The organism is Corynebacterium sp. H127 (assembly GCF_037482665.1).
Lineage (GTDB): Bacteria > Actinomycetota > Actinomycetes > Mycobacteriales > Mycobacteriaceae > Corynebacterium.
On record NZ_JBBHKY010000001.1, the window covers coordinates 1 to 23,240 of the forward strand.

Annotated in this window: 21 protein-coding genes and 1 tRNA gene; 8 read left to right on the top strand and 14 right to left on the bottom strand. The window is 59.5% G+C overall.

The genetic code is table 11. The features are described 5' to 3' along the window. Window positions 1-257 precede the first annotated feature (257 nt). The 4 genes from WG936_RS00005 to WG936_RS00020 all read right to left on the bottom strand — a co-directional run bounded on the left by WG936_RS00005 (window position 258) and on the right by WG936_RS00020 (window position 2,918). Window positions 258-331: transfer RNA gene (locus WG936_RS00005), tRNA-Pro, on the bottom strand. A gap of 107 nt (window positions 332-438) precedes the next feature. Then, window positions 439-1,383, bottom strand: a complete 945-nt coding sequence (locus WG936_RS00010) for a TIGR00730 family Rossman fold protein (protein WP_339563634.1) — start codon at window positions 1,381-1,383, stop codon at window positions 439-441. Window positions 1,384-1,386: 3 nt separating this feature from the next. Beyond that, window positions 1,387-1,767 (bottom strand): YchJ family protein, encoded by a 381-nt coding sequence (locus WG936_RS00015; protein WP_339563633.1) that lies wholly within the window; start codon window positions 1,765-1,767, stop codon window positions 1,387-1,389. Then, the gene (locus WG936_RS00020) at window positions 1,764-2,918 is read right to left on the bottom strand and encodes a bifunctional alpha/beta hydrolase/OsmC family protein (RefSeq protein WP_339563632.1); all 1,155 of its coding nucleotides are present in this window, start codon (window positions 2,916-2,918) and stop codon (window positions 1,764-1,766) included. Before WG936_RS00020 ends, WG936_RS00015 begins: the two co-directional genes overlap by 4 nt. Window positions 2,919-3,077: 159 nt before the next feature. Here WG936_RS00020 and secA2 point away from each other — a divergent pair, with 159 nt between their 5' ends. From secA2 to WG936_RS00045, 5 genes are all read left to right on the top strand, one after another. Then, window positions 3,078-5,360, top strand: a complete 2,283-nt coding sequence (gene secA2 / locus WG936_RS00025; RefSeq protein ID WP_339571755.1) for an accessory Sec system translocase SecA2 — start codon at window positions 3,078-3,080, stop codon at window positions 5,358-5,360. A 121-nt stretch (window positions 5,361-5,481) separates the two neighbouring features. Beyond that, a complete protein-coding gene (gene odhI / locus WG936_RS00030) occupies window positions 5,482-5,913 on the top strand; it encodes an oxoglutarate dehydrogenase inhibitor Odhl (protein WP_339571756.1) in 432 nt (143 codons plus the stop codon). Window positions 5,914-6,010: 97 nt separating this feature from the next. Then, window positions 6,011-6,796, top strand: coding sequence for a transcriptional regulator FtsR (gene ftsR / locus WG936_RS00035; RefSeq protein WP_339571757.1), 786 nt, complete (start codon window positions 6,011-6,013; stop codon window positions 6,794-6,796). A gap of 11 nt (window positions 6,797-6,807) precedes the next feature. Continuing rightward, the gene (locus WG936_RS00040; protein WP_339563628.1) at window positions 6,808-7,356 is read left to right on the top strand and encodes a bifunctional nuclease family protein; all 549 of its coding nucleotides are present in this window, start codon (window positions 6,808-6,810) and stop codon (window positions 7,354-7,356) included. A gap of 231 nt (window positions 7,357-7,587) precedes the next feature. Continuing rightward, the gene (locus tag WG936_RS00045; RefSeq protein WP_339563627.1) at window positions 7,588-8,142 is read left to right on the top strand and encodes a MerR family transcriptional regulator; all 555 of its coding nucleotides are present in this window, start codon (window positions 7,588-7,590) and stop codon (window positions 8,140-8,142) included. Between the two features lie 80 nt (window positions 8,143-8,222). Here WG936_RS00045 and WG936_RS00050 read toward each other — a convergent pair whose 3' ends face one another. Genes WG936_RS00050 through gndA form a run of 6 tightly spaced genes read right to left on the bottom strand, consistent with a single transcriptional unit; the run spans window position 8,223 to window position 15,759 of the window. Further along, on the bottom strand, window positions 8,223-9,632 hold the full coding sequence (locus WG936_RS00050; protein WP_339571758.1) for a vWA domain-containing protein: 1,410 nt from the start codon (window positions 9,630-9,632) through the stop codon (window positions 8,223-8,225). A gap of 4 nt (window positions 9,633-9,636) precedes the next feature. Then, window positions 9,637-10,539, bottom strand: a complete 903-nt coding sequence (locus tag WG936_RS00055; RefSeq protein ID WP_445227912.1) for a 3-methyladenine DNA glycosylase — start codon at window positions 10,537-10,539, stop codon at window positions 9,637-9,639. Continuing rightward, the gene (locus tag WG936_RS00060; protein WP_339571760.1) at window positions 10,517-11,575 is read right to left on the bottom strand and encodes a hemolysin family protein; all 1,059 of its coding nucleotides are present in this window, start codon (window positions 11,573-11,575) and stop codon (window positions 10,517-10,519) included. Before WG936_RS00060 ends, WG936_RS00055 begins: the two co-directional genes overlap by 23 nt. Beyond that, entirely contained in the window at window positions 11,572-12,954 is a 1,383-nt protein-coding gene (locus WG936_RS00065) for a hemolysin family protein (RefSeq protein ID WP_339571761.1), read from the bottom strand. Before WG936_RS00065 ends, WG936_RS00060 begins: the two co-directional genes overlap by 4 nt. A gap of 21 nt (window positions 12,955-12,975) precedes the next feature. Continuing rightward, window positions 12,976-14,289, bottom strand: coding sequence for a DEAD/DEAH box helicase (locus WG936_RS00070; protein WP_339563622.1), 1,314 nt, complete (start codon window positions 14,287-14,289; stop codon window positions 12,976-12,978). 6 nt (window positions 14,290-14,295) lie between these two features. After that, complete coding sequence (gndA, locus tag WG936_RS00075) at window positions 14,296-15,759, bottom strand: NADP-dependent phosphogluconate dehydrogenase (RefSeq protein ID WP_339563621.1); 1,464 nt, start codon at window positions 15,757-15,759, stop codon at window positions 14,296-14,298. Window positions 15,760-15,820: 61 nt separating this feature from the next. Between gndA and WG936_RS00080 the strand changes: the two genes are divergently transcribed. Beyond that, window positions 15,821-16,261, top strand: coding sequence for a PaaI family thioesterase (locus WG936_RS00080; RefSeq protein ID WP_339563620.1), 441 nt, complete (start codon window positions 15,821-15,823; stop codon window positions 16,259-16,261). 10 nt (window positions 16,262-16,271) lie between these two features. After that, window positions 16,272-16,853, top strand: coding sequence for a class I SAM-dependent methyltransferase (locus WG936_RS00085; RefSeq protein WP_339571762.1), 582 nt, complete (start codon window positions 16,272-16,274; stop codon window positions 16,851-16,853). Here WG936_RS00085 and thiD read toward each other — a convergent pair. Next, window positions 16,850-17,662: a bifunctional hydroxymethylpyrimidine kinase/phosphomethylpyrimidine kinase gene (gene thiD / locus WG936_RS00090; protein WP_339571763.1), complete on the bottom strand. Its 813-nt coding sequence runs from the start codon at window positions 17,660-17,662 to the stop codon at window positions 16,850-16,852. The two genes, WG936_RS00085 and thiD, sit on opposite strands and share 4 nt — an antisense overlap. An 88-nt stretch (window positions 17,663-17,750) precedes the next feature. After that, window positions 17,751-19,079, bottom strand: coding sequence for an NAD(P)/FAD-dependent oxidoreductase (locus tag WG936_RS00095; protein WP_339563617.1), 1,329 nt, complete (start codon window positions 19,077-19,079; stop codon window positions 17,751-17,753). A gap of 203 nt (window positions 19,080-19,282) precedes the next feature. Here WG936_RS00095 and WG936_RS00100 point away from each other — a divergent pair, with 203 nt between their 5' ends. After that, window positions 19,283-20,599 (top strand): class I SAM-dependent methyltransferase, encoded by a 1,317-nt coding sequence (locus tag WG936_RS00100; protein WP_339571764.1) that lies wholly within the window; start codon window positions 19,283-19,285, stop codon window positions 20,597-20,599. A gap of 5 nt (window positions 20,600-20,604) precedes the next feature. Here WG936_RS00100 and chrA read toward each other — a convergent pair whose 3' ends face one another. Together chrA and WG936_RS00110 are read right to left on the bottom strand one after the other, a co-directional pair. Beyond that, the gene (chrA, locus tag WG936_RS00105; RefSeq protein ID WP_445227913.1) at window positions 20,605-21,792 is read right to left on the bottom strand and encodes a chromate efflux transporter; all 1,188 of its coding nucleotides are present in this window, start codon (window positions 21,790-21,792) and stop codon (window positions 20,605-20,607) included. 746 nt (window positions 21,793-22,538) lie between these two features. Continuing rightward, entirely contained in the window at window positions 22,539-23,237 is a 699-nt protein-coding gene (locus tag WG936_RS00110; protein WP_339571765.1) for a YceI family protein, read from the bottom strand. Between the last annotated feature and the right edge of the window lie 3 nt (window positions 23,238-23,240).

Sequence of the window (23,240 nt, forward strand, 5' to 3'; positions counted from 1 at the left end):
CGACTTCACCAAAGCCTGGACTACCGTACGCCGGCTGAGGTCGAGCACGAATTTTGGATGAGTAGCCCAGAACAAGAAATAATAGAAATCAAGGCAAACGCCTAGGAACAAAACCCGGGGCACTTCACTACACGGCAGTCCTAAACAAGCTTGCACCAAATCAAAGCGTGCCGTAAACGTGCCCTAGCAATCTTTGGGGACTGTAAAACGGTCAAAGAAAAAACACCATCCGAGCACGTCAGATAGTGTTTATGATGTCGGGCTGACCGGATTCGAACCGACGACCCCTTGACCCCCAGTCAAGTGCGCTACCAAACTGCGCCACAGCCCGTTGTCGCCTTTAAGAAAAGCAACGAATTCTAGGCTACAACATTCGCCGATTTTGAAAAACATTCGGGTCGGGTAATTCAACTAAATCGCCCGACCCGAATGACAACGCTAGGACCACTTCGCCGCGGGTGGTGTCCAGGAGTGGATGCTGCGCAGCAGCTCATCGGGGTTATCAACGACGATGAGCGCGTCCACGAAGGCGGCGTCGATGAACCCTTGATCGCGCATCTTCTCCAACATGGTCATCAGTGGCGCCCAGAAGTCGCGTCCATAGAGGGCCACCGGCATGTGGTGGATGCCGAGGATCTGCCAGACCCAGGCCTCGAATAGTTCTTCCAAGGTGCCTGCGCCACCGGGCATGGCCACGAAGGCGTCGCCAAGCTCAGCCATACGGGCCTTACGTTCGTGCATGGTGGTGACTATTTCTAGGTTGCTTACGCCCGGATGTGCGAGTTCCTTGTCAGCAAGTCCCTGCGGGATGATCCCGTGGCTAGTACCACCTGCGGCGATGTGTGCGTCGGCAATGTCGCCCATGAGCCCGACTTTGCCGCCGCCGTAGACCAATACAAGTCCGTTTTCTGCCATCGCGGTGCCGAGTGCCTTCGCGGCGCTGGAGTAGGCAGGGGAGTTGCCGTGGGCGGAGCCGCAGAAAACGGTGATGGCGCGCACTGGCGCAGGCAGAATCGGGAAGACCTGCTGGGCGAGCAGCGGTGCCAGCGGGACGTGTGGATCGGCTGGATCCACCCACGCCATTTCTTCAATCTCAGCAGCTGGCAGTGGCTCTGCGACACTGACAGCGCTGAACACCTCGGCGGACACGGTGTGGTCTGCTTCGTTGGCAGCCGGGGCGCTGAAGGATCCGACATAGCGCAAAGAACTGAGCTGCAGGCCCAGCTCCTCGCGAACTTCCCTGCGCGCAGCTTCCTCTGCCGTCTCTCCGGGTTCTGGTTTGCCGCCTGGGAACATGAACAAGGAGGTGCCGCGTTTGCGCACGGTGAGGATGCAGCCGGCTGCATCGCGAAGGAGCACTGCAGAGACGGTGATTAGGGACAAGGTTTAGCCTTCCTCAACATAGAGCCAGGATCCGTTGACCTTGGCGAAACTGGAGTGTTCCTGCTGGCTTCCGCGTTGCTCGCCAATGCGGAAGTGGGCTTCGAAATCGACGGCGCCAACGGAATCGAGTGGCCCGCCGCCTTCGCAGGCCACGATGTCGAGACGGTAGAACTGCACGGTGTCATCGAAACCCAAGGTGCTCGGCCTGGTATCGGGATGCCAGGTGCGCAACAAATAGTCCTCGTCGTGCACGACAAAGGCCGTGTAGCGCGAGCGCATCAGGGCTTCTGCAGTAGGTGCAGTGGCCCCGCGGTGGTAGCGAGCGCAGCATTCGCCGTAGCTTAACCCGATCCCGCAGGGGCAACGGGCGTCGTGAGTGATCACCGCAGGGTGTCCTTGACGGTAGCACCGAGCAGCGTACCGACGGCCCCAGTGCCCACCGCGGCAGCCAATGTGGCACGTTCGCTGTCTGAAAGCTCTCCGACAAGGGTGACTTCCCGCTCGATGGCGCCATTCGATGCAGACACAGTTACCTGCACGTCCTCGAGGCCGCGAATCCGGTGTTCCTGCGCCGCGGCACGCACTGCATTATTGGCGTCGCTAGCCAGCGCGGAGACAAACAATGAGGTAGGGGAGATGTCAAGGTCTTTGCCGCCGCCGGAACGCGGTTGGTCGGTGAAGAGCTCGCGCGAGCCGGTGGCTACCACGGCGCTCATCTTCGTCGAGCGGGTTGAGCGCGCCTCGGCGACAGCCTCCGGCAGGTCAGGGCGCTGTGGCTCTGGAAGGTACTTCTTAAACCACGTGTAAATCATGCTGGCGGCATGTTGCGCGGCACCCTCGCGGGTCATCAGATGGTCGACCTTATCCAGCGAGACCAGGGACTTCGGGTAGCGCGCGACCAGATAGATCTTCTGCGCAGAATCAATACCGACGGTCTGGTCGACCGGGGAGTGCAGGATCAGGAGTGGCTTGCGGAGCCGGCCGATGTACTCCTCCGGGTTAATCTCCGCGAGGTCTTCCAGATAGGGGCGAGAAATCGTGATTTCCCGGCCGCCCAAGGTCACTGGTACCGCGCCGTTTTCGTCCACCTCGCCGATTTTGTCGGCAAAGTGCAGCACGGAGTGGGCGGGGTCGAAAGGCGCGCCCATGGTGGCAACCGCGCGTATCGACGCCATATCCTTTGCAGCCTTAATCGCCACTGCGCCACCGAGGGAGTGGCCGATCAGCAACTGTGGGGCTTGATAGTTCTCGGCAAGCCACTGGGCGGCGGCTTGCAGGTCGGCCACATTCATTGTGAAGGAGGAATCTGCAAAGTCGCCTTCAGATTGGCCGAGGCCGGGGTAGTCGAAGCGGAGACAGGCGATGCCATGTTCGGCTAGCCATTTGGAGGTGCGAGATGCCGCTGGGGTGAAGCGGCTGCCTGCGAAGCAGTGCGAGAACATTGCCCAGGCCAAGGGCGTGGTCTCGGGCATGTCGACGGTGCCGGCGATTTTGTAGCCGGCGCTGCTCGGGAAGGAAACGCTGATGGAATGCACTTGACAGTAGCGTCCTTTCATCTACCTATGGATCAAGACAGTGGGGGTAATCCCCGCTAATCCTAATCAAAGTCTCGCGGCAGTGATCGCACCGGTGTCCTGCCCAGCTGCGTTAGAGTTGTGGGGATAAGCAATGGCTTGAGAAAAGAGGGTGTCGCGATGGATTGGCTGTGGAAGGCGCTAGGTGGAAAGTCTGGGCGCAACCAGAAGCGGAGTCAGGCGATCGTCGATAAGGCGCAAGCCGCCGCTAATGCTTTAGAGCAGCTCGATGATGCCGCGTTGGCGCAGCGGGCGCGCGATGTGACGTCGACGGGTGAGCTCAGCGATCCTGCGGAATTCTTGGCGATCCTCGGCATCGCTACCAAGCGGACCCTGGGGATTCAGCCCTTTGCTGTGCAGTCTCAGGCGACGCTGCGCCTCTTGGAGGGCGATGTGGTGCATATGGCCACCGGTGAGGGGAAGACCCTGGTCGGGGCGATGGCAGCAACCGGTTATGCGCTCATGGGCAAGCGCGTGCATTCGATTACCGTCAATGATTATCTCGCGCATCGCGATGCTGAGTGGAACCGTCCGCTCATGGAGTTCTTCGGGCTGACAGTTGCCAGCATCACCGAGCAGATGGATGCGGTGGCACGTCGAGAAGCATACAAGTGCGACATCGTTTATGGGCCGGTCAATGAAATCGGCTTTGACGTGCTGCGCGATCAACTGATCACCTCCCGACGCCAGGCTGTACAGCGTGGCGCGGACGTCGCGATCGTCGATGAGGCGGACTCAGTGCTGGTCGACGAAGCGCTGGTACCCCTGGTGCTCGCAGGTTCTGAACCCGGCACCGCGCCGACCGGGCAGATCACGCAGGTGGTGCGCACCTTGGTGGAACAGCGTGACTTCACGATTGACTCCGACGGCCGCAACGCCTTCCTCACCGACGAGGGCGCACGTCGCGTGGAACAGGCACTGGGCATCGACTCGCTTTTCGACGACGAGCACGTCGGCACCACACTCGTGCACGTCAACCTGGCGCTGCATGCCCGCGCCCTGCTCATCCGCGATGTCCACTACATCGTTCGCGACGGCAAGGTGCAGCTCATCGACGCCTCCAAGGGGCGCGTTGCGGATTTGCAGCGCTGGCCCGATGGGATTCAGGCCGCCGTGGAAGCTAAGGAAGGGCTGGCTGTGACGGACGGCGGCCGGATCCTGGACTCGATTACTCTGCAAGCACTGATGGGGCGCTATCCGCTGGTGTGCGGCATGACCGGCACTGCGGTGGAGGCCACTGATCAGCTGCGTCAATTCTATGGGCTGCATGTTTCCGTCATTGATCGCAACCGTGAGTTGCAGCGTTTCGACCAAGCTGACTGCATCTACGCCACGACGGAGGAGAAGAATCGCGCCATTGTCGCCGAGATTCGTCGTCTGAGCGCCACCGGCCAGCCGGTGCTCGTGGGTACACACGATGTCGCCGAGTCGGAGGGGCTTGCCGCCGCCTTGGCGGAGTTCGACATCGAAACCTCCGTGCTCAACGCTAAGAATGATGCCGAGGAGGCCCGCATCATCGCGGAGGCTGGCGATATCGGGCGGGTGACAGTGTCCACGCAGATGGCCGGCCGCGGTACCGATATTCGCCTCGGCGGTGCGGACGAGGCCGACCGGGATAAGGTTGTTGCGCTGGGAGGCTTGGCGGTTATCGGTACCGGCCGACACCGCACGTCCCGCCTGGATAACCAGTTGCGGGGCCGCGCCGGCCGTCAGGGTGATCCGGGTAGCTCGCTGTTCTTTGTGTCGCTGGAGGATGACGTGGTCGCCAGCGGTGGGGAAGGGGAGAATCTCACCGCCACTCCGGATGCTAGCGGCCTGATTAATACGAAGCGCGCGCAGCAATTCGTGGATCACTGCCAGCGGGTTACCGAAGGGCAGCTGCTGGAGATCCACGCACAGACCTGGAAGTACAACAAGCTGATTTCTGACCAGCGTCAGATCATCGACGAACGTCGGGCAGCGTTGCTGGATACCCCACGCGCCTGGGAGGAGCTCGCCGAGCGTGCCCCGGAGCGAGCTGCGGCTCTGAGCGGGCTGCCACAGTCGGTGCTGGAGCAGGCCACCCGTGAGATCATGCTCTTCCACCTGGATCGTTCCTGGAGTGATCACTTGGCCTTGCTCGACGATGTCCGCGAGTCCATTCATCTGCGGGCCATCGCTCGCGAAACGCCGCTCGACGAGTTCCACCGCATTGCTGTCACCGAGTTCAAGCAGTTGGCGCAGGCGGCCGTCGACAACAGCACGGACACCTTCCGCACGGTGCTTATCGACGCCGATGGTGCCCACCTCGAAAACGCCGGTTTGGTTCGCCCATCCGCCACGTGGACCTACATGGTGGGAGACAATCCACTCGCTGAAACGGGAAGTTCTCTGGTTAATGGCTTTCGATCTATGTTCAATTGAGCTGCGGAAAGTCCAGTTTTCGGCAGTTTCGGAGGGCATGTGGTGCACCACGGGTAGGAACACCCGCTATGATGGAGCCATTACTTAGTAGGTGTAATCCAAACCCGGAGGTTTAAGAATAATGAGCGACAACACCGGTATTCCTGACGCAACAGTCGAGACCACCTCTGTTTTTCGTGCTGACCTGTTGAAGGAAATGGAATCCGGCGCGAGCTCCACTCCAGCTGTGGCGGGTAACGACAATCTTCCTGCAGGTGCAGCGCTGTTAGTGGTTAAGCGTGGTCCGAATGCTGGTTCTCGCTTCCTCTTGGATCAGGCCACGACCACTGCAGGCCGTCACCCAGAGTCCGATATCTTCCTGGATGATGTGACTGTTTCTCGTCGCCATGCAGAGTTCCGTATGAATGATGGCGAGTTCGAGGTTGTGGACGTCGGATCCCTCAACGGCACCTATGTGAACCGTGAGCCAAAGAACTCCCAGGTGCTTTCCACTGGGGACGAGGTTCAGATTGGCAAGTTCCGCTTGGTTTTCCTCGCTGGCCCTAAGGCCTAGGATTTCTTTTCATCGGCGCACGCGTGGCGCAGCTTAAAAGCTGGTCCCTTGCGCCGATTGTCCCCTGTCCCTACGAGCACACGAAGTGAAGTGACGCGTGAGCGCAGTAACTCAGCCAGCATCATCAGCAGCTGCAGCTCGAGCTCCGAAGCCCGCCAGGTCGGCCGCGGCAGCACGGGCATCTAAAACCTCGAAGACTCCGAAGACGATGTCTATCGGTGTGGTGCTAGACCGCTTGCAGCAAGAATTCGATGACATCACCGTCTCTAAGATCCGGTTCCTAGAATCGGAAGGCTTGGTGGCCCCGCAACGAACCGCCTCCGGCTATCGACGCTTCACCGAGGCCGACGTGGAGCGCTTGCGCTACATCTTGGTGACCCAGCGCGACAACTACTTGCCGCTGAAGGTGATCCGCGAGCAACTCGACGCGATGGACAATGGCACGGTCACTACACTGCTGAGCGCCAAAGAAGCCAGCCCGATCATCAGCCCGGATAACTTCCGGGCGCCCGGCGCTGCCCGCCTGACCAATGACGATGTTGCAGAGCAAGCGGGAGTAACCGCCGAGGTGGTTGCGACTATCGCTGCTGCTGGTTTGATCCGTGGCGACCGTTCGGGATTTTTTACCGCGGATGATGTGCGGGTGGTGTCCACCTGTGCTGCGCTGGAAGAATTCGGCTTTGACGTGCGGCAGCTGCGCTCCCTGCGAAATACGGCCCAGCGTCAGGCTGATCTCATCGCCCAGGTAGCTGGTCCGATCGCGCAGTCTAAGAGTGATACGGCTCGCGAGCGCGCGGAAGAACTCTCCCAGCAGCTGACGGCTCTCGTCGTTTCTTTGCATGCCTCGCTCGTCAAGAGCTCTTTGCGCGACCAGCTGGGTTAAGGGCCAAAGTTATGGCATTCCTTCCCGTTGAGTTCGGTGGCGTCACGCCCATTGGGCCGGAGATGTTTCCTTGCGTGCTCCTACAATGGCTCGATCGTGGTTTGGTGCTTCCGATGTGGATCGCCGCCGCGGTAGCTGATGAGCTTGATATCCGCGACTCCGGAATGTCGCCACGACGTCCTAATGCTTATGACTTGTTGGTGGATGCCTACCAGCAACAGGGTGGCGGTGTATCTGAGATCCGTATTGTCAGTCAGCACCAGGGTGTGTTCATTGCTTCAATCGTGTTGCTTAATGGCGATGAGGTCGATGCCCGTGCGAGCGATGCCTTGGTGATTGCTCGGATCGTGCAGGCGCCGGTCTTGGTGGACGAGGATGTCTTGAACCAAACGTCGCTCTTTGTATCGGCCCCGGATCTTGCTTCCTATTTCGATTTGGTTATGGAGGCACCCGAAGTAGGGGAGGAATCTTCCTTCGGCGACGCGCAAGCAGATGCCGACTTTGAAGAGCTGATGCGCAGTTTGGGCGTATCCGAGGATGATTTACTCGGCGATGAGTAATTCTTGTCGAATCACCATGTGACCTGCCTGTGGGCAGGTTTTTTGTTTGTTAAAGGAGAAAACTAATGACACGCCTGTGATTAAAGGTGACAGAGTGACCCATTAGGCCTAAACTCTAAACTTGAGGTTGAAGTTTAGGGCGTGTCTGGTGGTGAACACTTGACGTTGGTCTAACCTTGCTTAAAGATAAGTGGTATTGCGACGAGCAAATAATTACAAGGGAGAAATTACGTGGATAACCGCACCGCAGAATTCGAAGAGCGCGCCGTGCAGGGTTCGCTGTTCGACGTCGGCCCCGACCAGGAGGTCGGCTACCGCGTACCGATCGCTTGCCAGGTCGCCGGAATCACTTACCGCCAGCTCGATTACTGGGCACGCACCAAGCTGGTTGTTCCCACTATCCGCGGTGCGCACGGCTCCGGTTCCCAGCGCCTGTACTCCTTCAAGGACATCCTGGTCCTGAAGATCGTCAAGGGGCTGCTCGATACTGGTATCTCCCTGCAAAACATCCGACTGGCCGTCGATAAGCTGCGTGACCTCGGCGTGGAAGACCTCGCCAACATCACGCTCGTCTCCGACGGCACCACCGTGTATGAGTGCCGTTCCAGCGAAGAGGTCATTGACCTGCTCGGTGGCGGACAGGGCGTCTTTGGTATCGCCGTACCGGGAATCATGAAGGAACTTACTGGCACTATTTCTGCCTTCCCTTCCGAGCGTGTCGACGTCGAGACCGCTTCTATCACGGACGAGCTTGCCGCACGTCGTCGTCGCCGCGTCGTAAGCTAAGTACCCGCAGCAACGATAAAGCCACCGCCTTCCTTGTTAACTCCCTGGGGAAGGCGGTGGCTTTTGCTGTAGTTAAGGAATTAGTTACCGAAGGCCTTGTCCAACGCCGGACCGAATTCCGCGTCCTTGCTAGCGACGGCTGCGGCGCCACCATGTGAGCTAGCCCAGTCGCTGAGTTCCTTATCCACTTCGCCATCGCCCACGTGTACCACCTGGAGCTGCACCTTGGTGGTATCGATGCCTGCCAATGCGGAATCCAATTGCCCGGCAGCACCGGCATCTGCCGTGCCAGTGGTGACAAAGACTACCTTCTGCGGCTTGTTGCTTTCCTTCGCATAATCCTGCGCGGTCTGCAGCGCACTCACCAACGTCGCATGCGTCAGCGGCTTACCGCCAGTTCCGAAGCGGGTGACCGCCGTGGCGGCGTTCTCACCGCGGCTGGTATCTTCCAGACCGACATTTGGCCGCCATCCGCGGGTGACACCAGGGGACATTGGCGAGGAATAGTTCCACAAGCCCACTTGCGCGCCCGCGGCACCAATCTTCCGAATCCTATCCGCCAGGGCGGTAGAGACTGCCGGGAACACCGGGTTGATGCCCTCGGAGGTGTCCAGGACGACCAGCGTATTAGATACCTTGCTCTGGGCTGCTGGCGTAGTGGTGGCTGGTGCCGCAGGCGTTGCAGGTCCAGCGACGGCGGCCGCAATCGTATCCGCTGCTGGGCCCTCCACCTTCGCGGAGTGCTCTTCCGCATAGCGAACAAACTCGGCGGCCGCGCGCGCCTTCTCCTCACTGGTAGCGGAGGAAGGATTCACAGCCAAAGCTCGGTTTGGCACGCTGAACACTGATGGATTCTGAGGCGCCTGGAAGGAATAACCAGCAGGAAGATCCTCATTCGGAGTGATGATTGCTTGCTTCTTCGCCACCGCCTGGTCGCGGGCCACCAGCTGAGGGGCATCATCCTGCATGGCCTTTGCTGCGATAGCGGCGGCGAGCGGTTGTTCCTTCAGGAAGGCCACATCGCGTACTTGCTCCCAGGACTCCAGTTTGTTTTTATCCAGGTAGCTCTGCGGCGCCGCGATTCCAATATCGCTCAGTGAGACAATGGGCCAGTCGCTGCTGGCAGCAGACTGCTGTGCAGCTGCTAGCTGCGCTTTCGTCCCAGCATCGCTGTCATTGCTGTAGACCAGTGCTGCTTCCGTCAGGGGAGCTTCGCTGAAGCCAGTGATGCAATAGTCCTGCACCATCGGATGCGTTGCGATGAACTCGTCCTGCAGCTTCGTGGCGGCCTTCGTCTCGCCGAGGAGGGCGAAGGGAACACTGAGGTCGCCGGCGGGGCACAGCGCTTTATTGTCGTGAGAATCGGCGGACTTGCCACGCACGAGGAACCACGCTGCCAGGAGCGCGATGACCACAACGACGGCAATCACACCATAGATGAGCTCTTTGGCAACTCCGCTGGTGCGATTGTCTGAACTGTGGCGACCCATGTACTTAACTCCCGGCTTCGACGCTGAATCTGTCTAATGCATTAATAAGATATTGCCTGATTGGGCCCGCAGAGTCACTGAGGGCGCGCTGGCGTGTCACGTATTCGGCCTTGCCAGCTGGGGTTTCAATAGGCACCATCCCCAGACCGAGGCTACGGCAATCGTAGGCAGAGGCCTCCATATCCAGCTGGCGGATGTCGCGCGCTAGTTCGAAGGCATCCAGCCAGATATCCCCGGCAACCAGCGGGCCGAGCTTGTACGCCCACTTGTACAGGTCCATCCCGGCGTGCAAGCAGCCGCGCTGCTCGCACTCGACCTGGTCAGTGCGATTGAGCACCCGGAAATTTAGTGGTCGGGCCGGTTCGGTGAAGAATCGGAAAGCATCGTAATGAGTGCAACGAATGCTGTGAGATTCCACCACCCGGGCTGTTCCTTCCGGGCCCAGACGCAAGGGGAGTGAGTGCCGAGGTTGCTCGGTTCGGTACACCATGGCCCATTCGTGCAGTCCGAAGCAATCGAAATGCGCGGGATTGTCCTGCGTACGCCGGAGCAGTTTCGCAATAAACTCAAAGGATTCGCCCCGGCGCGCATGCAAGGCCGCGATATCGGCGGTCACTGCGGGTCCAGCATCTGTCTCGATCTGGCAGTAGTCGCGCCAGTCTAGGTGTGGGGGCGGGCTTTTGACGTCGATAAGCAGCGCGCGGCCGATACCCGGGTGCCAACGCGCCAGAATCGCCGGTTTGATCGGGTAGTAGTTGAACAGGAAGTCCCACACCGGGTGAGTTTCGCCCGCTTTACGACGCCGCAGGTGCTCCCGCGTCAGTGCTTCCGCGCGATCCTGGTGTTCTTGCTGCAACTGTTGCCACTGGGCCGGCTCAAGTAACTCAAGCACCCTTATGCGTCCCATCGCGAACGGTGCCCACGTATTCCTCGATGAGGTCCTCGAGGGTGATCAGGCCGATGAGTTGGCCGGAGTCTCGCACCTGCGCCATGTGGGCGCGGCGCTTGCGCATGGTGGCCATCGCTTCATCGAGTGAGGTGTTGGCTGCGAGCGTGGTCAACGGGCGCAGACTTGCTCGTGGCAGGATGGTATCGCGCTCGGCCTGGGTGCCGTCGAGACGGTCTAGGATGTCCTTCACGTGCACGTATCCGACGGGATTACCGCCCTTGGCAGTCACTGGGAAGCGCGAGTATCCGGTGGCATTGACAGCGTCCATGAGCGCGCCCAGCGATGGCCCCGTGGTGCCAAAGCTCAGCATCCGTGCGTTCTCAATAGGGATGAGCACCTCGTTGATGCTGCGGGCATCGGAGCGCAGTGCCTTAGTCAGGCGGGCGGATTCCTCGGCATCCAGCAGCCCCTCCGAACGGGACTCCCGGATCATGGAGGCCAGTTCCTGCTGGTTGACGGTGGAGTCGAGCTCATCGCGTTGCTCCACTCCGAAGATTTTGAGTGTCAGTCGGGCCATGGAATTCATGGCATGCAGCAACGGACGGGTGAACTTCACAAAGAGGATATGTGCTGGAACGAGCATCATAGCGACTGTCTCGGGGCCGGCGATCGCGATGTTCTTAGGCACCATCTCGCCGAAGAGAATGTGCAGAATCGTGACGATGAGTAGAGCAATCGCAAAGGAGAGGGGATGCAGCAGGGCGTCGGGTAGCCCGGCGGCGTGGAAAGGAACCTCGATGAGGTGGGCGATCGCCGGTTCGCCGACTTTACCGAGGATCAGCGAGGCGATGGTGATGCCGAATTGGGCGCCGGCGAGCATCATCGAAAGGTCTTCGGAGGCCGCTAGGACCTGGCGGGCGCGTCCCTTACCCTGGGCGATGAGGGCTTCCAAGCGATCGCGGCGAGAGGTGATCAGGGAGAATTCGGCGCCCACGAAGAAGGCGTTGAGCGCGAGCAAGAATACGGTCAGCGCGATAGCGGATGTGAAACTCATCGTGTCAGCTCCTCGGCGCGTTCATTGGAGATCGGCTGGATGGTGACCCGGTCGACTCGGCGACCGTCCATCGCCAACACGAGCGCGGTCCACCTGCCGCGGATACCGGACTCAAACTCGTTGAAGGCGTCATTGCCCGCATCCGGCAGCACCACTAGATCGCCTTCCTCGGGGATCCGGCCGAGGACTGTCATGATTAGCCCGCCGAGGCTCTCATAAGGTCCCTCGGGTGGGTAATAGCCGATGGTTTCCGGAATGTCATCGATGCGGGCTAACCCGGAAACAGTCCAGGCGGCGCCGTCGCGAACGAAGTCACGTTCGGCCTCCGCGTCATCGTATTCGTCATAGACCTCGCCGAGGATCTCTTCGACCACGTCCTCGATGGTCACCAAGCCGGCAGTGCCGCCGTATTCGTCCGCTACGAGCACCACCTGCGAGCCCGCCGAGCGTACAGCCTCCAGGACGGAATCGCCGTCGAGACTGGCGGGGATGACGGGCACCGGGCGTGCGATTGAGCGCAGCGTCACCGTCGCCCGCTTCTCGACGGGCACTGCAAAAGCATTCTTGACGTGCACGACACCGATAGTGTCATCGAGGTCTCCGTCGATGACGGGGAAGCGGGAATGTCCGGTATCCCGGGCCAATTCCAGCAGATCCGCCACGGTATCGTCTACGCTCAACGCTTCGATTTTCGAGCGCGGAGTCATAAAGTCTTCTGCGCTGGATTCGCCGAATTGCAGGGAGTTATTCACCAGTCGTGCTTTGGACTGGTCGAATTCTCCGTGCTCCACCGAGTTACGCACCAAGGACTGCAGTTCTTCTGCGGAGCGGGCGGATGCCAACTCATCAGCAGGTTCGATGTTGAATTTGCGCAGCACCGCATTCGCAGTGGAATTCATGCCGACGATGAACCATTTGAACACCATGTTGAAGGCATGCACAGGCCGGCTAGCAAAGCGGGCAGCCCGAAGCGGCTCGGTGATGGCATAGTTCTTAGGTACTAGTTCGCCGTAGACCATGGACAGCAGCGTCGCCACGATCATCGCGATGACCAGCGCTGCTGCCGTAGCAACGGACTCACCCAATCCCACCAGTTTGAGCACGGGCGTGAAGTAACGGGCCAGGATGGGCTCCGCAAGGAAACCAGTAGCCAGGGTGGTGATCGTGATGCCCAGCTGGGCGCCCGAAAGCACGAAGGAGAGGTTGTTATGGTCGCGCTGGACCGCGCGGGCTAGACCGTCGTCCTTCATGCGCACATGCTCTTCCACCGCAGATCGCTCGAGACCACTGAGCGCAAACTCGATGGCAACAAAGAGTCCGGTTCCCGCGGTCAGCGCGATGAATCCGAGCAGTGAAACGATGCTGATGAATATGTCCATGTGTAGCGGGCGAGGTGTCCTTTATCTGCGTTTACTGCGACGCGGTGCGGCCTTTTGACCACGTGGCGTTGCGATCGGGGTTTTCTTGGTGCGACGTCGAGGAGCGGAACCACCCTGGCCGGTTGCAGCCTTCCTTGGCTGTTGCTGGCCTGGTGTAGGCAAGGCTGTGCCACTAGGGCGACGCGCCCCCGTAATATCGACGAGCTTGCCAGGGTGGGCGAGGACATCGACCTCCGGGGCGGAGACTCCAGCCTTGTTTACCAAAGTGTCCACTTCCTTACGCTGCTCACTCATGACTAACGTGACGACGGCTCCGGAAGTTCCCGCACGCGCGGTACGTCCCGAGCGGTGCAGATAAGCCTTGTGCTCGGCGGGCGGATCGATGTGCACCACCAGCGAGACCCCCGAAATGTCGATACCGCGGGCCGCGATGTCGGTGGCAACCAACACGGGTACATCTCCGGAGGTGAAACCCTCGATCGCTGCGATGCGAGTGTTTTGGCCCTTGTCACCATGAATTCCGACGGCGTTGATGCCGACGCGACGCAGCTTCTTCACCTGGCGGTCCACACCATGCTTGGTCCGCATGAACATGATCGTTTTGCCTTCGCGGGCCGCGATCTGCAGCACGACCTCGCCACGCTGATCACGGTCGCCACACAGCAGGCGGTAGTGCGTCATCGTGTCTACCGACGCCTCCACAGGCGCGGTCGAGTGAGTCACCGGGTCGTGCAGGTAGCGCTTTACCAGCTTATCGACGTCACCATCAAGCGTCGCAGAGAACAGCAAGCGTTGCCCCTGCGCGGGTGTCAGATCTAGCAGCTTACGAACCTGGGGCAGGAAGCCCATGTCAGCCATGTGGTCTGCTTCGTCGACGGCGGTGATGTCCACGGCGTCGAAAAACAGCTGCTTCTGGTTGATGAGGTCCTGGGCGCGGCCCGGGGTAGCCACCAAAATGTCTACCGGTCGGCTCAATGCCTTGATGTTGCGGCTGATGGCTACGCCACCAACGACGTCGATAATCCGCAGCCCTAGAGTGGCAGCCAACGGTTCGAGACGCTGTTGGATCTGCGCAGCGAGTTCGCGGGTGGGTGCGAGGATCAAGCCACGCGGATGTTTCGGCCGGGATGAACCGCTCTGGGATAGCCGAGTGAGCATCGGCAGGCCGAAGGTAAAAGTTTTACCGGAACCCGTAGGGCCACGGCCCAGGATGTCCCGCCCCGCCAAAGCGTTGGGGATAGCGGCTTCCTGGATCGGGAACGGGGCGGTGATGCCTTGATTGTTCAGCTCCTGAACAATAGGAACTGGCAGACCAAGGTCGGAAAAGGTATTCAACAGGTTTTAAGCCTCAATTTCAGAGCGATCGCCGCTCCACAGGGTGTGGAAGTGGCCCGACTTGTCGGTGCGCTCGTAGGTGTGTGCGCCGAAGAAATCGCGCTGGCCCTGGATGAGGGCTGCTGGCAATCGCTCTGCACGCAGGGAGTCATAGTATGACAGGGAAGAGGCGAAGACCGGGATAGGCAGGCCGAGTTGGGTCGAGGCAACTACCACGCGACGCCAAGAATCCATCAAGTTTGCCATTTCGCCATTGAAATATGGGTCGAGCAACAGGGACTCGACATCCGGGTTGGTGTCGTATGCCTCCTTGATGCGGTTGAGGAACTTAGCGCGGATGATGCAGCCGCCACGCCAGATGGTAGCCAGGTCACGAGGATCCACATCCCAGCCGTTCTCCAGAGCACCGGCCTTGATCTCATCGAAGCCTTGGGCATAAGCCACCAGCTTGGAGGCGTAGAGCGCACGGCGGACATCTTCGATGAACTGCTCGCGATCAGTTCCGAGCGCTTCCAAAGAGCTCAATTCGCCGGTTGGCAGGTTGCCCATCGTCGCGGCGCGCTGCGAGCGTGCACCGGAGAGCGCGCGGGCGAACACGGCTTCACCGATGCCAGTGGTAGCGATGCCGAGATCCAATGCGGCTTTCACTGTCCAACGGCCGGTGCCCTTTTGGCCAGCGGCATCGACAATGACGTCGATAAGCGGCTTGCCCGTTTCTGCATCCACCTGGGACAGCACCTCAGCGGTGATTTCTACCAGGTAGGAGTCCAGATCGCCGGTGTTCCATTCCTTGAACACCGCTGCGATCTCGGCAGGCTCCATGTTCGCGGCATAGCGCAGCAGGTGGTAGGCCTCGCCGATGACCTGCATGTCGGCGTATTCGATGCCGTTGTGGACCATCTTCACAAAGTGTCCAGCGCCGTCGGCTCCGATGTGGGTGCAGCACGGAACACCATCGACGACTGCAGCAATGGACTCCAGCAGCGGGCCAAGGGACTCATAAGATTCTTTAGGGCCGCCTGGCATGATCGCGGGACCGTTCAGTGCGCCTTCTTCGCCGCCGGAAATCCCAGCGCCCACGAAGTGCAGGCCACGAGCGGAGATTTCCTTTTCACGACGAATCGTGTCGGTGTACAGCGCGTTTCCGCCGTCGATGATGATGTCGCCGGGCTCCATGGCGTCGGCAAGCTGGTTGATCACTGCGTCGGTTGCGGCACCGGCCTGCACCATGATGATGGCGCGACGGGGGCGTTCCAGGGAAGCGACGAACTCTTCGATCGTCTTTGCCGGGATAAAGTCGCCGTCGGCTCCAAACTCGTGCATGAGCACTGCGGTCTTCTCGTAAGAGCGGTTAAAGACGGCGACAGTGTGGCCACGTGATGCGAAGTTGCGAGCCAGGTTCGAGCCCATGACGGCCAAACCAACAACCCCGATGTGAGCGCGGGCAGTGTTTCCGGTGTTCTCAGTCATGATGCCCATCGTACCTGCTCCACTCAGCGAGCTAGTTCAGCAACCGTCTAGAATCCCAGTCATGGAGATTTCCCAGTTGTTTGCGCAGGCCAAAGAACGACCATTGAGCCAGGAGGAACTCGCAGCTCTCAGCGAGGCCAATCGGGGCTTCGCGCAGCTCATCGGAATCAGATTCGTTCACGTCAGCACCGAGCGGGTGCAGGCTGAAATCCCCGTGACTCAGGATCTACTGCAGGTAGCAGGGCTAGTGAACGGTGGCGTGTACTGCAGCATTGGGGAAACCCTTGGTTCGATTGCGGGCCTGTGTGCTGCTGGTGGTCGCCCGGTGGTGGGGATCAATAACAGCACCAATTTCATTGCCTCCTGTGGCTCAGGTGTCATCGAAGCGGAGGCGGTTCCGGTGCATCTGGGGCACAGCACCCAGACTTTTGAGATCAAGTGTTTTCACCGCGATCGGCTGTTAGCGCAGACCATGCTTCGGACGATGGTGCTCGGGGGCTAAGCTCGCTGATATGAGTACCTGGAAGCAAATCGTCGCTGCCAATCCGGATCATTCCGAGAACTATGCGCGACGTTGGAAGAACTTTGCCGCAGAGGGCAGGGACATCAATGGGGAGGCGCGCTTTATCGACGCCCTCGCGCCCCGAAACGCCCGCATCCTCGATGCCGGCTGTGGGACGGGACGCGTCGGTGGTGAACTAGCGCGTCGCGGACACGACGTGGTCGGTGTGGACATCGACGAAACTCTGATCGGCTACGCCCGCGCCGATTTCCCGGACTGCCAATGGCATGTCGGTGACCTGGCCCAGGGTGATGTGCCGGAGGGGCCATTCGATGTAATCGTTTCGGCCGGTAACGTGATGACATTCCTCGCGGTGTCGGAGCGGCAGGCGGCCCTAGCCGCCTTAGGCAAGCAACTGTCCGCCGAAGGCTGCTTGGTGATTGGCTTTGGCACCAATCGTGGCTACCACTACCGCCAATTCCTCACGGACTGCGCCGCAGTGGGTTTGAAAGAAAACCTGCTCCTCGGCACGTGGGACATTCAGCCTTTCACTCCCCAGTCCGACTTTATCGTCGCGATACTGAATCGCTAACTGCTCGCCCCGCGCAGACGCACACCGTGGTCCACGGGGCCGTTGCCTTGGCCCACCTCGAGTGCGTCTGCGCGCGCAATGGCCTCGCTGAGCCAATGCGTAGCCCACGTCAACGCTTCCGCCCAGTCGCCCGTCTGCCCGAAGCGGGTGGCCACAGCAGCGCTGAGGGAACATCCGGTGCCATGAGTGTTCTTGGTCGGGATGCGTGGGGTGGAGACCTGGGTGACGATGCCGGTGGCGTCGACAAGCCAATTGCCTGCCTCACTGCCGGAGAGATGACCGCCCTTGACCACCACGTGCGTTCCCGTCGCAGCGGCGAAGTTCTGTGCTGCCTGGAGGGCTGCCTCGGCGGTGTCGAGGTGCTGCGCGCTGAGCACCTCTAGTTCGGGAATATTGGGTGTGATTAGGTCGGCTTGGCCACACAGCTCGCGCAGGGCCGCTTCGGCCGAACTATCCAGCAAGCGGTCTCCGGAGCTTGCCACCATCACTGGGTCGAGAACCAGTGGGGCAGTGATGTCCGCGTACCACTCGGAGACGGTACGAATGATCTCCGCGTTTCCCAGCATCCCGACCTTAATGACGTCGATGTGCACATCATCCGAGACCGCACGTAATTGTTCTAGGAGGAAGTCCACGGGCGGGATATGGACGCTGCGCACTCCTTGGGTGTTCTGCGCAACCAGTGCGGTGACCACGCTCATGCCGTAACCACCTGCGGCCAGGATTGCCTTCAAATCTGCTTGCACACCGGCGCCACCGGTTGGGTCGGTGCCGGCGATACTTAAAACTCTTGGGATAGCACGGTTCATGTTTGCGTCTCCTTGCAGCTATAACTAACCCCCGTGGCAGCGGTTGATTGTCGCAGGGGCCACGGGGGAATGAGGGAAGCAGGCGCTATTACTCGAGGAAGCCGCGAGCCTTACGCTGCTGGTCAGTAACGGTCATCTGCCAACGCTTAGGGGAGAGAACGTTGAGTCCCCACGCCCACGCGGCGGTCCAACGGTTGCGGTAGCCCACCAGGAACATGATGTGCACTGCGAGCCACATGAGCCAGCCGATGAGGCCGGTAGCCTCGATCTTGCCCATCTTCACCACTGCAGAGTAGCGGGCGACGGTCGCCATGGAGCCCTTGTCAAAGTACTCGAACTTAGGGCGTTCGGTGTTGGAGCGGCCCTCCAGCTCGAGGATGATCTGCTCGGCTGCGTATTCGCCGCCCTGCATTGCTACCTGTGCAACGCCCGGAAGGTTCTCGTAGTTGGCCATGTCACCAACCAGGAAGACGTTCTTGTAATCGCCGACAGTGAGGTCGTCGTTGACAATCGCGCGACCTGCGCGGTCGGTTTCCGTACCGGCCTGCTCGGCCACCATCTTGGACAGTGGGCTAGCTGCGACGCCTGCGGACCAGATCTTGCAGAAGGATGGGATGACCTGAACGGACTCGTCCTTCATGTTCTTAACAGTGATGGCCTGCTCGTTGACATCGGTGACCATGGAGTTGAGCACGACGGTGACGCCGAGCTTTTCCAGGCGGCGCTGCGCATTGCGGCCCAAGCGCTTGCCGAATGGGGGCAGGACCTGTGGGGCGCCGTCGAGCAGGATGATCTTGGCCTGGGAAGGATCGATGTTGCTGTACTGATCCTTCAGAGTGCGGTTGGCCATTTCAGCAATCTGGCCAGCGAGCTCGACACCGGTTGGGCCGGCACCGACGATGGTGAAGGTCATGTAGCGCTCACGCTTTTCCATGTCCTCCGTCATGTCGGCGCGCTCGAAGGCCTCCATCAGTCGGGCACGGATCTCTAGGGCGTCATCAATAGACTTCATACCCGGTGCGAACTCAGCGAAGTGATCGTTTCCGAAGTAAGACTGACCGGCGCCAGCAGCAACGATCAAGGAATCGTAGCTAAAGATCTTGGTGTTGTTGCCCAGCTGGGTGGTGACGGTCTGTGCTTTGATATCGATGTCAGTCACGCGCGCCTTGACCACGGAGGCATTGTCCTGCTCGGCAAGGATCTGGCGAGTCGCGGGAGCAATTTCGCCAGAGGCGAGCAGGCCAGTTGCTACTTGGTAGAGCAGTGGCTGGAAGAGGTGGTGATTGGTGCGGTCGATGAGGGTGACATCAACATCGGCCTTCTTAAGGCGCTTGGTCGCGAACAATCCGCCGAAGCCGGATCCGATGACGACGACGTGGTGGCGACCACCGGATGGGCGAAAAGGCTGCTCGGTCATGAAAATGGTGCTCCTGAATGCTGAAGAAAACGGGTTGCATACTAATAGTAGACCCTGCTGGGATAGTGGTCACATTCAAGGTCAGACGGCGAAAATTTCGTTATGGAAAGCTGCCGTTTCCGTGTCGCTTCTCTAGTGTCACCAGCGGGCAAACTAAGCTGTCACTGTTCCCGCGTGTTAGCGATGATTGGAGGCCAAACTCGGTGGCAACCTATATTCCCGATCATCTCTCGACTGCTGATCCAGAGACTTGGCCGGCGATCGTCAACGTCCCAGAGCCTGGGATGCTCCTCAACATGCGCACGCGTCGCGCAGAACGACTGTTCGCCACTGCCTGTGCCAAGGCTGCAATAACACTTGAGGGGCCACACCCCGACGTGGTTGTCCTCCATGAGGAGCTGTTTGTTCGGCTAGCGGAGTCTGGGTGGCTGGGCCTAGCCGAGTCCTACATGGCCGGGGAGTGGACCGCAGAAGACTTGCCTGCTGTGTTGGCAAAGCTCCTGGCCAGCGGTTTTTCCCTGCGTACCCCGCGTTCCTTCCGTGGGCTTTCTGGAAAAGACCGCGGTGACGGCGCTGAGCTGCCCTCGGACCTAGTTCAGCTGTGTTCCACAGATGGGGTGAGCACGTTCGGAGGGTTGTTTGCCTCTGGTGTGCCCACGACAGTGCGCACCGCGATGAAGAGCTTCGTCTCGGGTGCAGGGCGGGGTAGTGAACCGGCGACCCATTTCGTGGATGTCACCTCGCTAGCGGCCCCAATAGATGTGGAACGGGCAGATCTGGGTGATGCGCAGCTGCGCGCCGCAGACAGTGTGCTGGATGCCAGTCACGTTGGCAGTGGCTCGGATGTTCTGGAGTTTCCAAGTTCCGGCGGTGCTTTGGCACTGCAGGCCTCGGCACGTGGCGCCACGGTTGATGTGCTCACTTCAGATGAGGAACACCGCCTCGCCCTTGATGAATTTATTATCCTCAACGGGGCCTCGGATCACGTCCACCCTTACTTGCTGGAGCATCCCATTCCGACCCGTGAGGACTGGCGTGGTCGCTATGACGGCATCCTGTCCTTGGAGAAGTTCGAGCACATGGGCAAGACCGGTCGCGTTGGGTTCCTGCGTTCCCTTGATCGGATGCTCACCATCGGCGGCTTCATCGGCATGCAGACAGTGGTGGCGACGGAAACCTTTGGGCCGAATAGTCGAGAGGCGCTGTCGGTCCTGCGCGGCTATGTGTGGCCGGCTCTTCGCTTCTCGACGACCAGAGAAATCCACCAACTCGTCGATAAAGAAACCGGCTTGCGGATCATCGCTGAAAAGCACTTCGGTGCCCACTATCTAGCGACCCTAAGATTGCAGCGAGAAACCTTTGAGGGCAACCTACGAGAAGCCGCGGCCGCGGGCTATGACCCGGTCTTCCGCCGGATGTGGATTTACCACTATGCCTTGTTGGAAGCGCTCTTCCAGCTGGGATGTCTAGACGCGGTGCAACTGACGTTGACCAGTAGGAATCGTTCGGGGCGTCGTTAAGCGAGCTAGAGCAGCACCCAGCCTGCGAGCGCTGCGCCAAGAGCGATGGCCCAGGCAGGCACCTGCCACTTTGCCATTCCTAACCAACACAGTGCTGCGATGCTCAGGCTAGGGATCCCGGTAATACCGTGGGTGAACACTGGGTTGTAGAGCGCGGCTGCGAGCAGGCCGACGACGGCAGCATTAGCGCCCGCGAAGGCTTTGCGGGTGACAAGCGAGTGGGAGAGTCGATCCCAATAATGCAGGCCGAAGAGCACCAGCAGTGCCGACGGGGCGAAGATCGATATCGTGGCCAGCAATGCTCCCGGAATACCCATGTCGGCCGCTCCTAGGAAAGACGCGAACGTGAAAAGGGGACCAGGGACGGCCTGAGCTGCGGAATAGCCAGCCAGAAATTCTGTTTCACTGACCCAGCCTGTAGCTACCGTGTGTTGCTCCAATAGCGGCATCACCACGTGGCCACCGCCAAAGACAAGCGCACCGGAGCCGAAGTATGCGTTGATGAGTGAAATTAGATGACTGCCGGTGAACCTAGCGAGGAAGGGGAGTGACACTAGAGCTAGGACGAGCACAGTGAGAGAAGAAAGCGCGACCGATCGTGGCACGGAACGGATACCGTCGGTATTACTTGGCTCGCTGGCGGAGCAAAAACGTATTCCGAACAGCGCGGCGAGAGCAATGACTGCGATATGGGTCCACGGACTCGGGGCCGTGAGTACCGCGAGCCCGGCCGCCACGGCAATCGTTGCGGTGGCTTTGGAATGCGCCAAGTTTCTAGCCATACCCGCCACTGCGTGAAAGACCACTGCGACGGCAGCAGCGAGGAGGCCTTTGAGCCAGCCACTGTTGGGATCAACAAGGTCGCTGTCTTTGAGTAACAGTGCGAATGCGGTCAGAATAGCTGCAGAGGGCAGGGTGAAAGCCAGCCATGCCATGAGCATGCCGAGATACCCAGCTCGCCGAAATCCGATGACCATTCCAACTTGTGAAGATGCTGGGCCCGGTAGGAATTGGCACAAGGCCACAGTGTTGGCATAGGAAGCCTCGCTGAGCCAGCGACGTTCGTCCACGAATGCCGTCTTGAAATAGCCCAAGTGAGCAGTCGGGCCACCAAAAGATGTGAGCCCGAGCCTGGTGAATACAGTGAGCACTTCAAGTGCATCGTGGGTGGGCATCTTAGAGCGAGCAGACATAGTTGCTCAGTCTATGGTTGCCAAGTGCACTGTGCAGGGTAGGCGGTGGTTCTCTCTGGAAGCTTAGGGCGTATCTCTTGGGTTCCGGCCACGTTCTTTGTGCGCCTTAATAACCCGCCCGCAAAAACGGTATGGCGCTCAACGCGATCGGCATCATCGACAGGCCAGTAAGGTTGGTGAGAAAGTGATTAATCGCTAGCATTAGATCAGTGAACATTGAAATCTCCTTCAGGTTGTGAGGTTGCAGTATTAAGTAACTGAATCTATAAATCAGATTCGGAAACTTAGGCCCGAGTGTAACCAAGGAGATAATCGCCGTCTAGTGTTGCGGCCAACATTTGCTCGACGGCTTTTGGTGTGACTGCGTCCTTAGTCGATGCAGCACTTGGTTTCAGTGTCCCGTGAAGGTTCTTGGGTCGGTGGGAAAAGAGCGAGCACGCATGCGGGGTGGCATGGCGAGCGGATTAGGGGACGCTGTATCCACAAGTCCTATTTGACATAATGTACATTATCGGACAATTGCTACATTTACCGCTTATGTGGCCTTTAATGTCACAGTGACGTTATTGCCCTGGGTTCTCGCTCTTAGCTCGATAGGCAGATTTGAGTTGAAAACTTGTTAAGACGAACAATGCCAGCGCAATGAACGCTACTAGCGGCATGTCCCGTGTCAGTACGAACACAAAGAACCCAAGGATGCCTACGAGTCGTAGCCAAAGCCACGGAATCATGCGTTGCTGCATTAGTTACTTCTCCAGTGCCAGGCGGATGTTGAGATGGCCCTCGGCATCGATTTTCGCTGCCACAAAATCTGGAGTTTCTACGCCGTAGTCCAAGCGATTAATCGGGATCGCTGCGCCCACGACAAGGTTCTCTCCGGTGCGCAGGACGTCCAGCTTGGCGTCGATATGCTTGGAGACGCCGTGAATGGTTAGCGTGCCGGGAACCGTCACCTGGCCGATGCTTGCATTGTCTGGGATGTGGCTGACATCTACGTTCGCGTTCTCATCGGCGACGAAGGTGGCTGTCGGATAGGAATCGGTCTCCAGTAGCTTCATGCGAACGTTGATGTCGCGCTTCTGGCGGTCCGTTTCAATTGTTGCCATGTCAATAGTAATGTTGGCCTTGGTGAGCTTGCCATTTTCAATAGCTACATCTCCAGAGGCATCCTTAGTGCTACCCGAGGTGGCGCGCCGCTCACCCGGCAGGATCTCCCAAAAGGTGTACCCCACAGAGGTCGGGTTACCAGGAGCTGCCTTTGTCACAGTCCAATTGCCATTGAAATCCGTGGAGGCATTCTTAGCCCCCTCGACCGTAATACCCTCAGTTTTCACACCAGGAGTCATGTAGGCCTTGTATGCCACGGGAACTACGCTGACCAGAGCGATCGTCAGGATCGCGACAACGGCCGCGATGACCAGTTTGTTGTTATAGGTCTTCTGCATGTT

Excerpts from the sequence above, each read along its gene's own strand:
- WG936_RS00055 (WP_445227912.1), bottom strand. The coding sequence starts at position 10,539 with ATGGGACGCATAAGGGTGCTTGAGTTACTTGAGCCGGCCCAGTGGCAA.
- chrA (WP_445227913.1), bottom strand. The coding sequence starts at position 21,792 with ATGTCTGCTCGCTCTAAGATGCCCACCCACGATGCACTTGAAGTGCTC.
- WG936_RS00080 (WP_339563620.1), top strand. The coding sequence starts at position 15,821 with ATGGAGATTTCCCAGTTGTTTGCGCAGGCCAAAGAACGACCATTGAGC.
- WG936_RS00065 (WP_339571761.1), bottom strand. The coding sequence starts at position 12,954 with ATGGACATATTCATCAGCATCGTTTCACTGCTCGGATTCATCGCGCTG.
- WG936_RS00085 (WP_339571762.1), top strand. The coding sequence starts at position 16,272 with ATGAGTACCTGGAAGCAAATCGTCGCTGCCAATCCGGATCATTCCGAG.
- thiD (WP_339571763.1), bottom strand. The coding sequence starts at position 17,662 with ATGAACCGTGCTATCCCAAGAGTTTTAAGTATCGCCGGCACCGACCCA.
- WG936_RS00110 (WP_339571765.1), bottom strand. The coding sequence starts at position 23,237 with ATGCAGAAGACCTATAACAACAAACTGGTCATCGCGGCCGTTGTCGCG.
- secA2 (WP_339571755.1), top strand. The coding sequence starts at position 3,078 with ATGGATTGGCTGTGGAAGGCGCTAGGTGGAAAGTCTGGGCGCAACCAG.
- WG936_RS00095 (WP_339563617.1), bottom strand. The coding sequence starts at position 19,079 with ATGACCGAGCAGCCTTTTCGCCCATCCGGTGGTCGCCACCACGTCGTC.
- WG936_RS00050 (WP_339571758.1), bottom strand. The coding sequence starts at position 9,632 with ATGGGTCGCCACAGTTCAGACAATCGCACCAGCGGAGTTGCCAAAGAG.
- WG936_RS00060 (WP_339571760.1), bottom strand. The coding sequence starts at position 11,575 with ATGAGTTTCACATCCGCTATCGCGCTGACCGTATTCTTGCTCGCGCTC.
- gndA (WP_339563621.1), bottom strand. The coding sequence starts at position 15,759 with ATGACTGAGAACACCGGAAACACTGCCCGCGCTCACATCGGGGTTGTT.
- WG936_RS00040 (WP_339563628.1), top strand. The coding sequence starts at position 6,808 with ATGGCATTCCTTCCCGTTGAGTTCGGTGGCGTCACGCCCATTGGGCCG.
- odhI (WP_339571756.1), top strand. The coding sequence starts at position 5,482 with ATGAGCGACAACACCGGTATTCCTGACGCAACAGTCGAGACCACCTCT.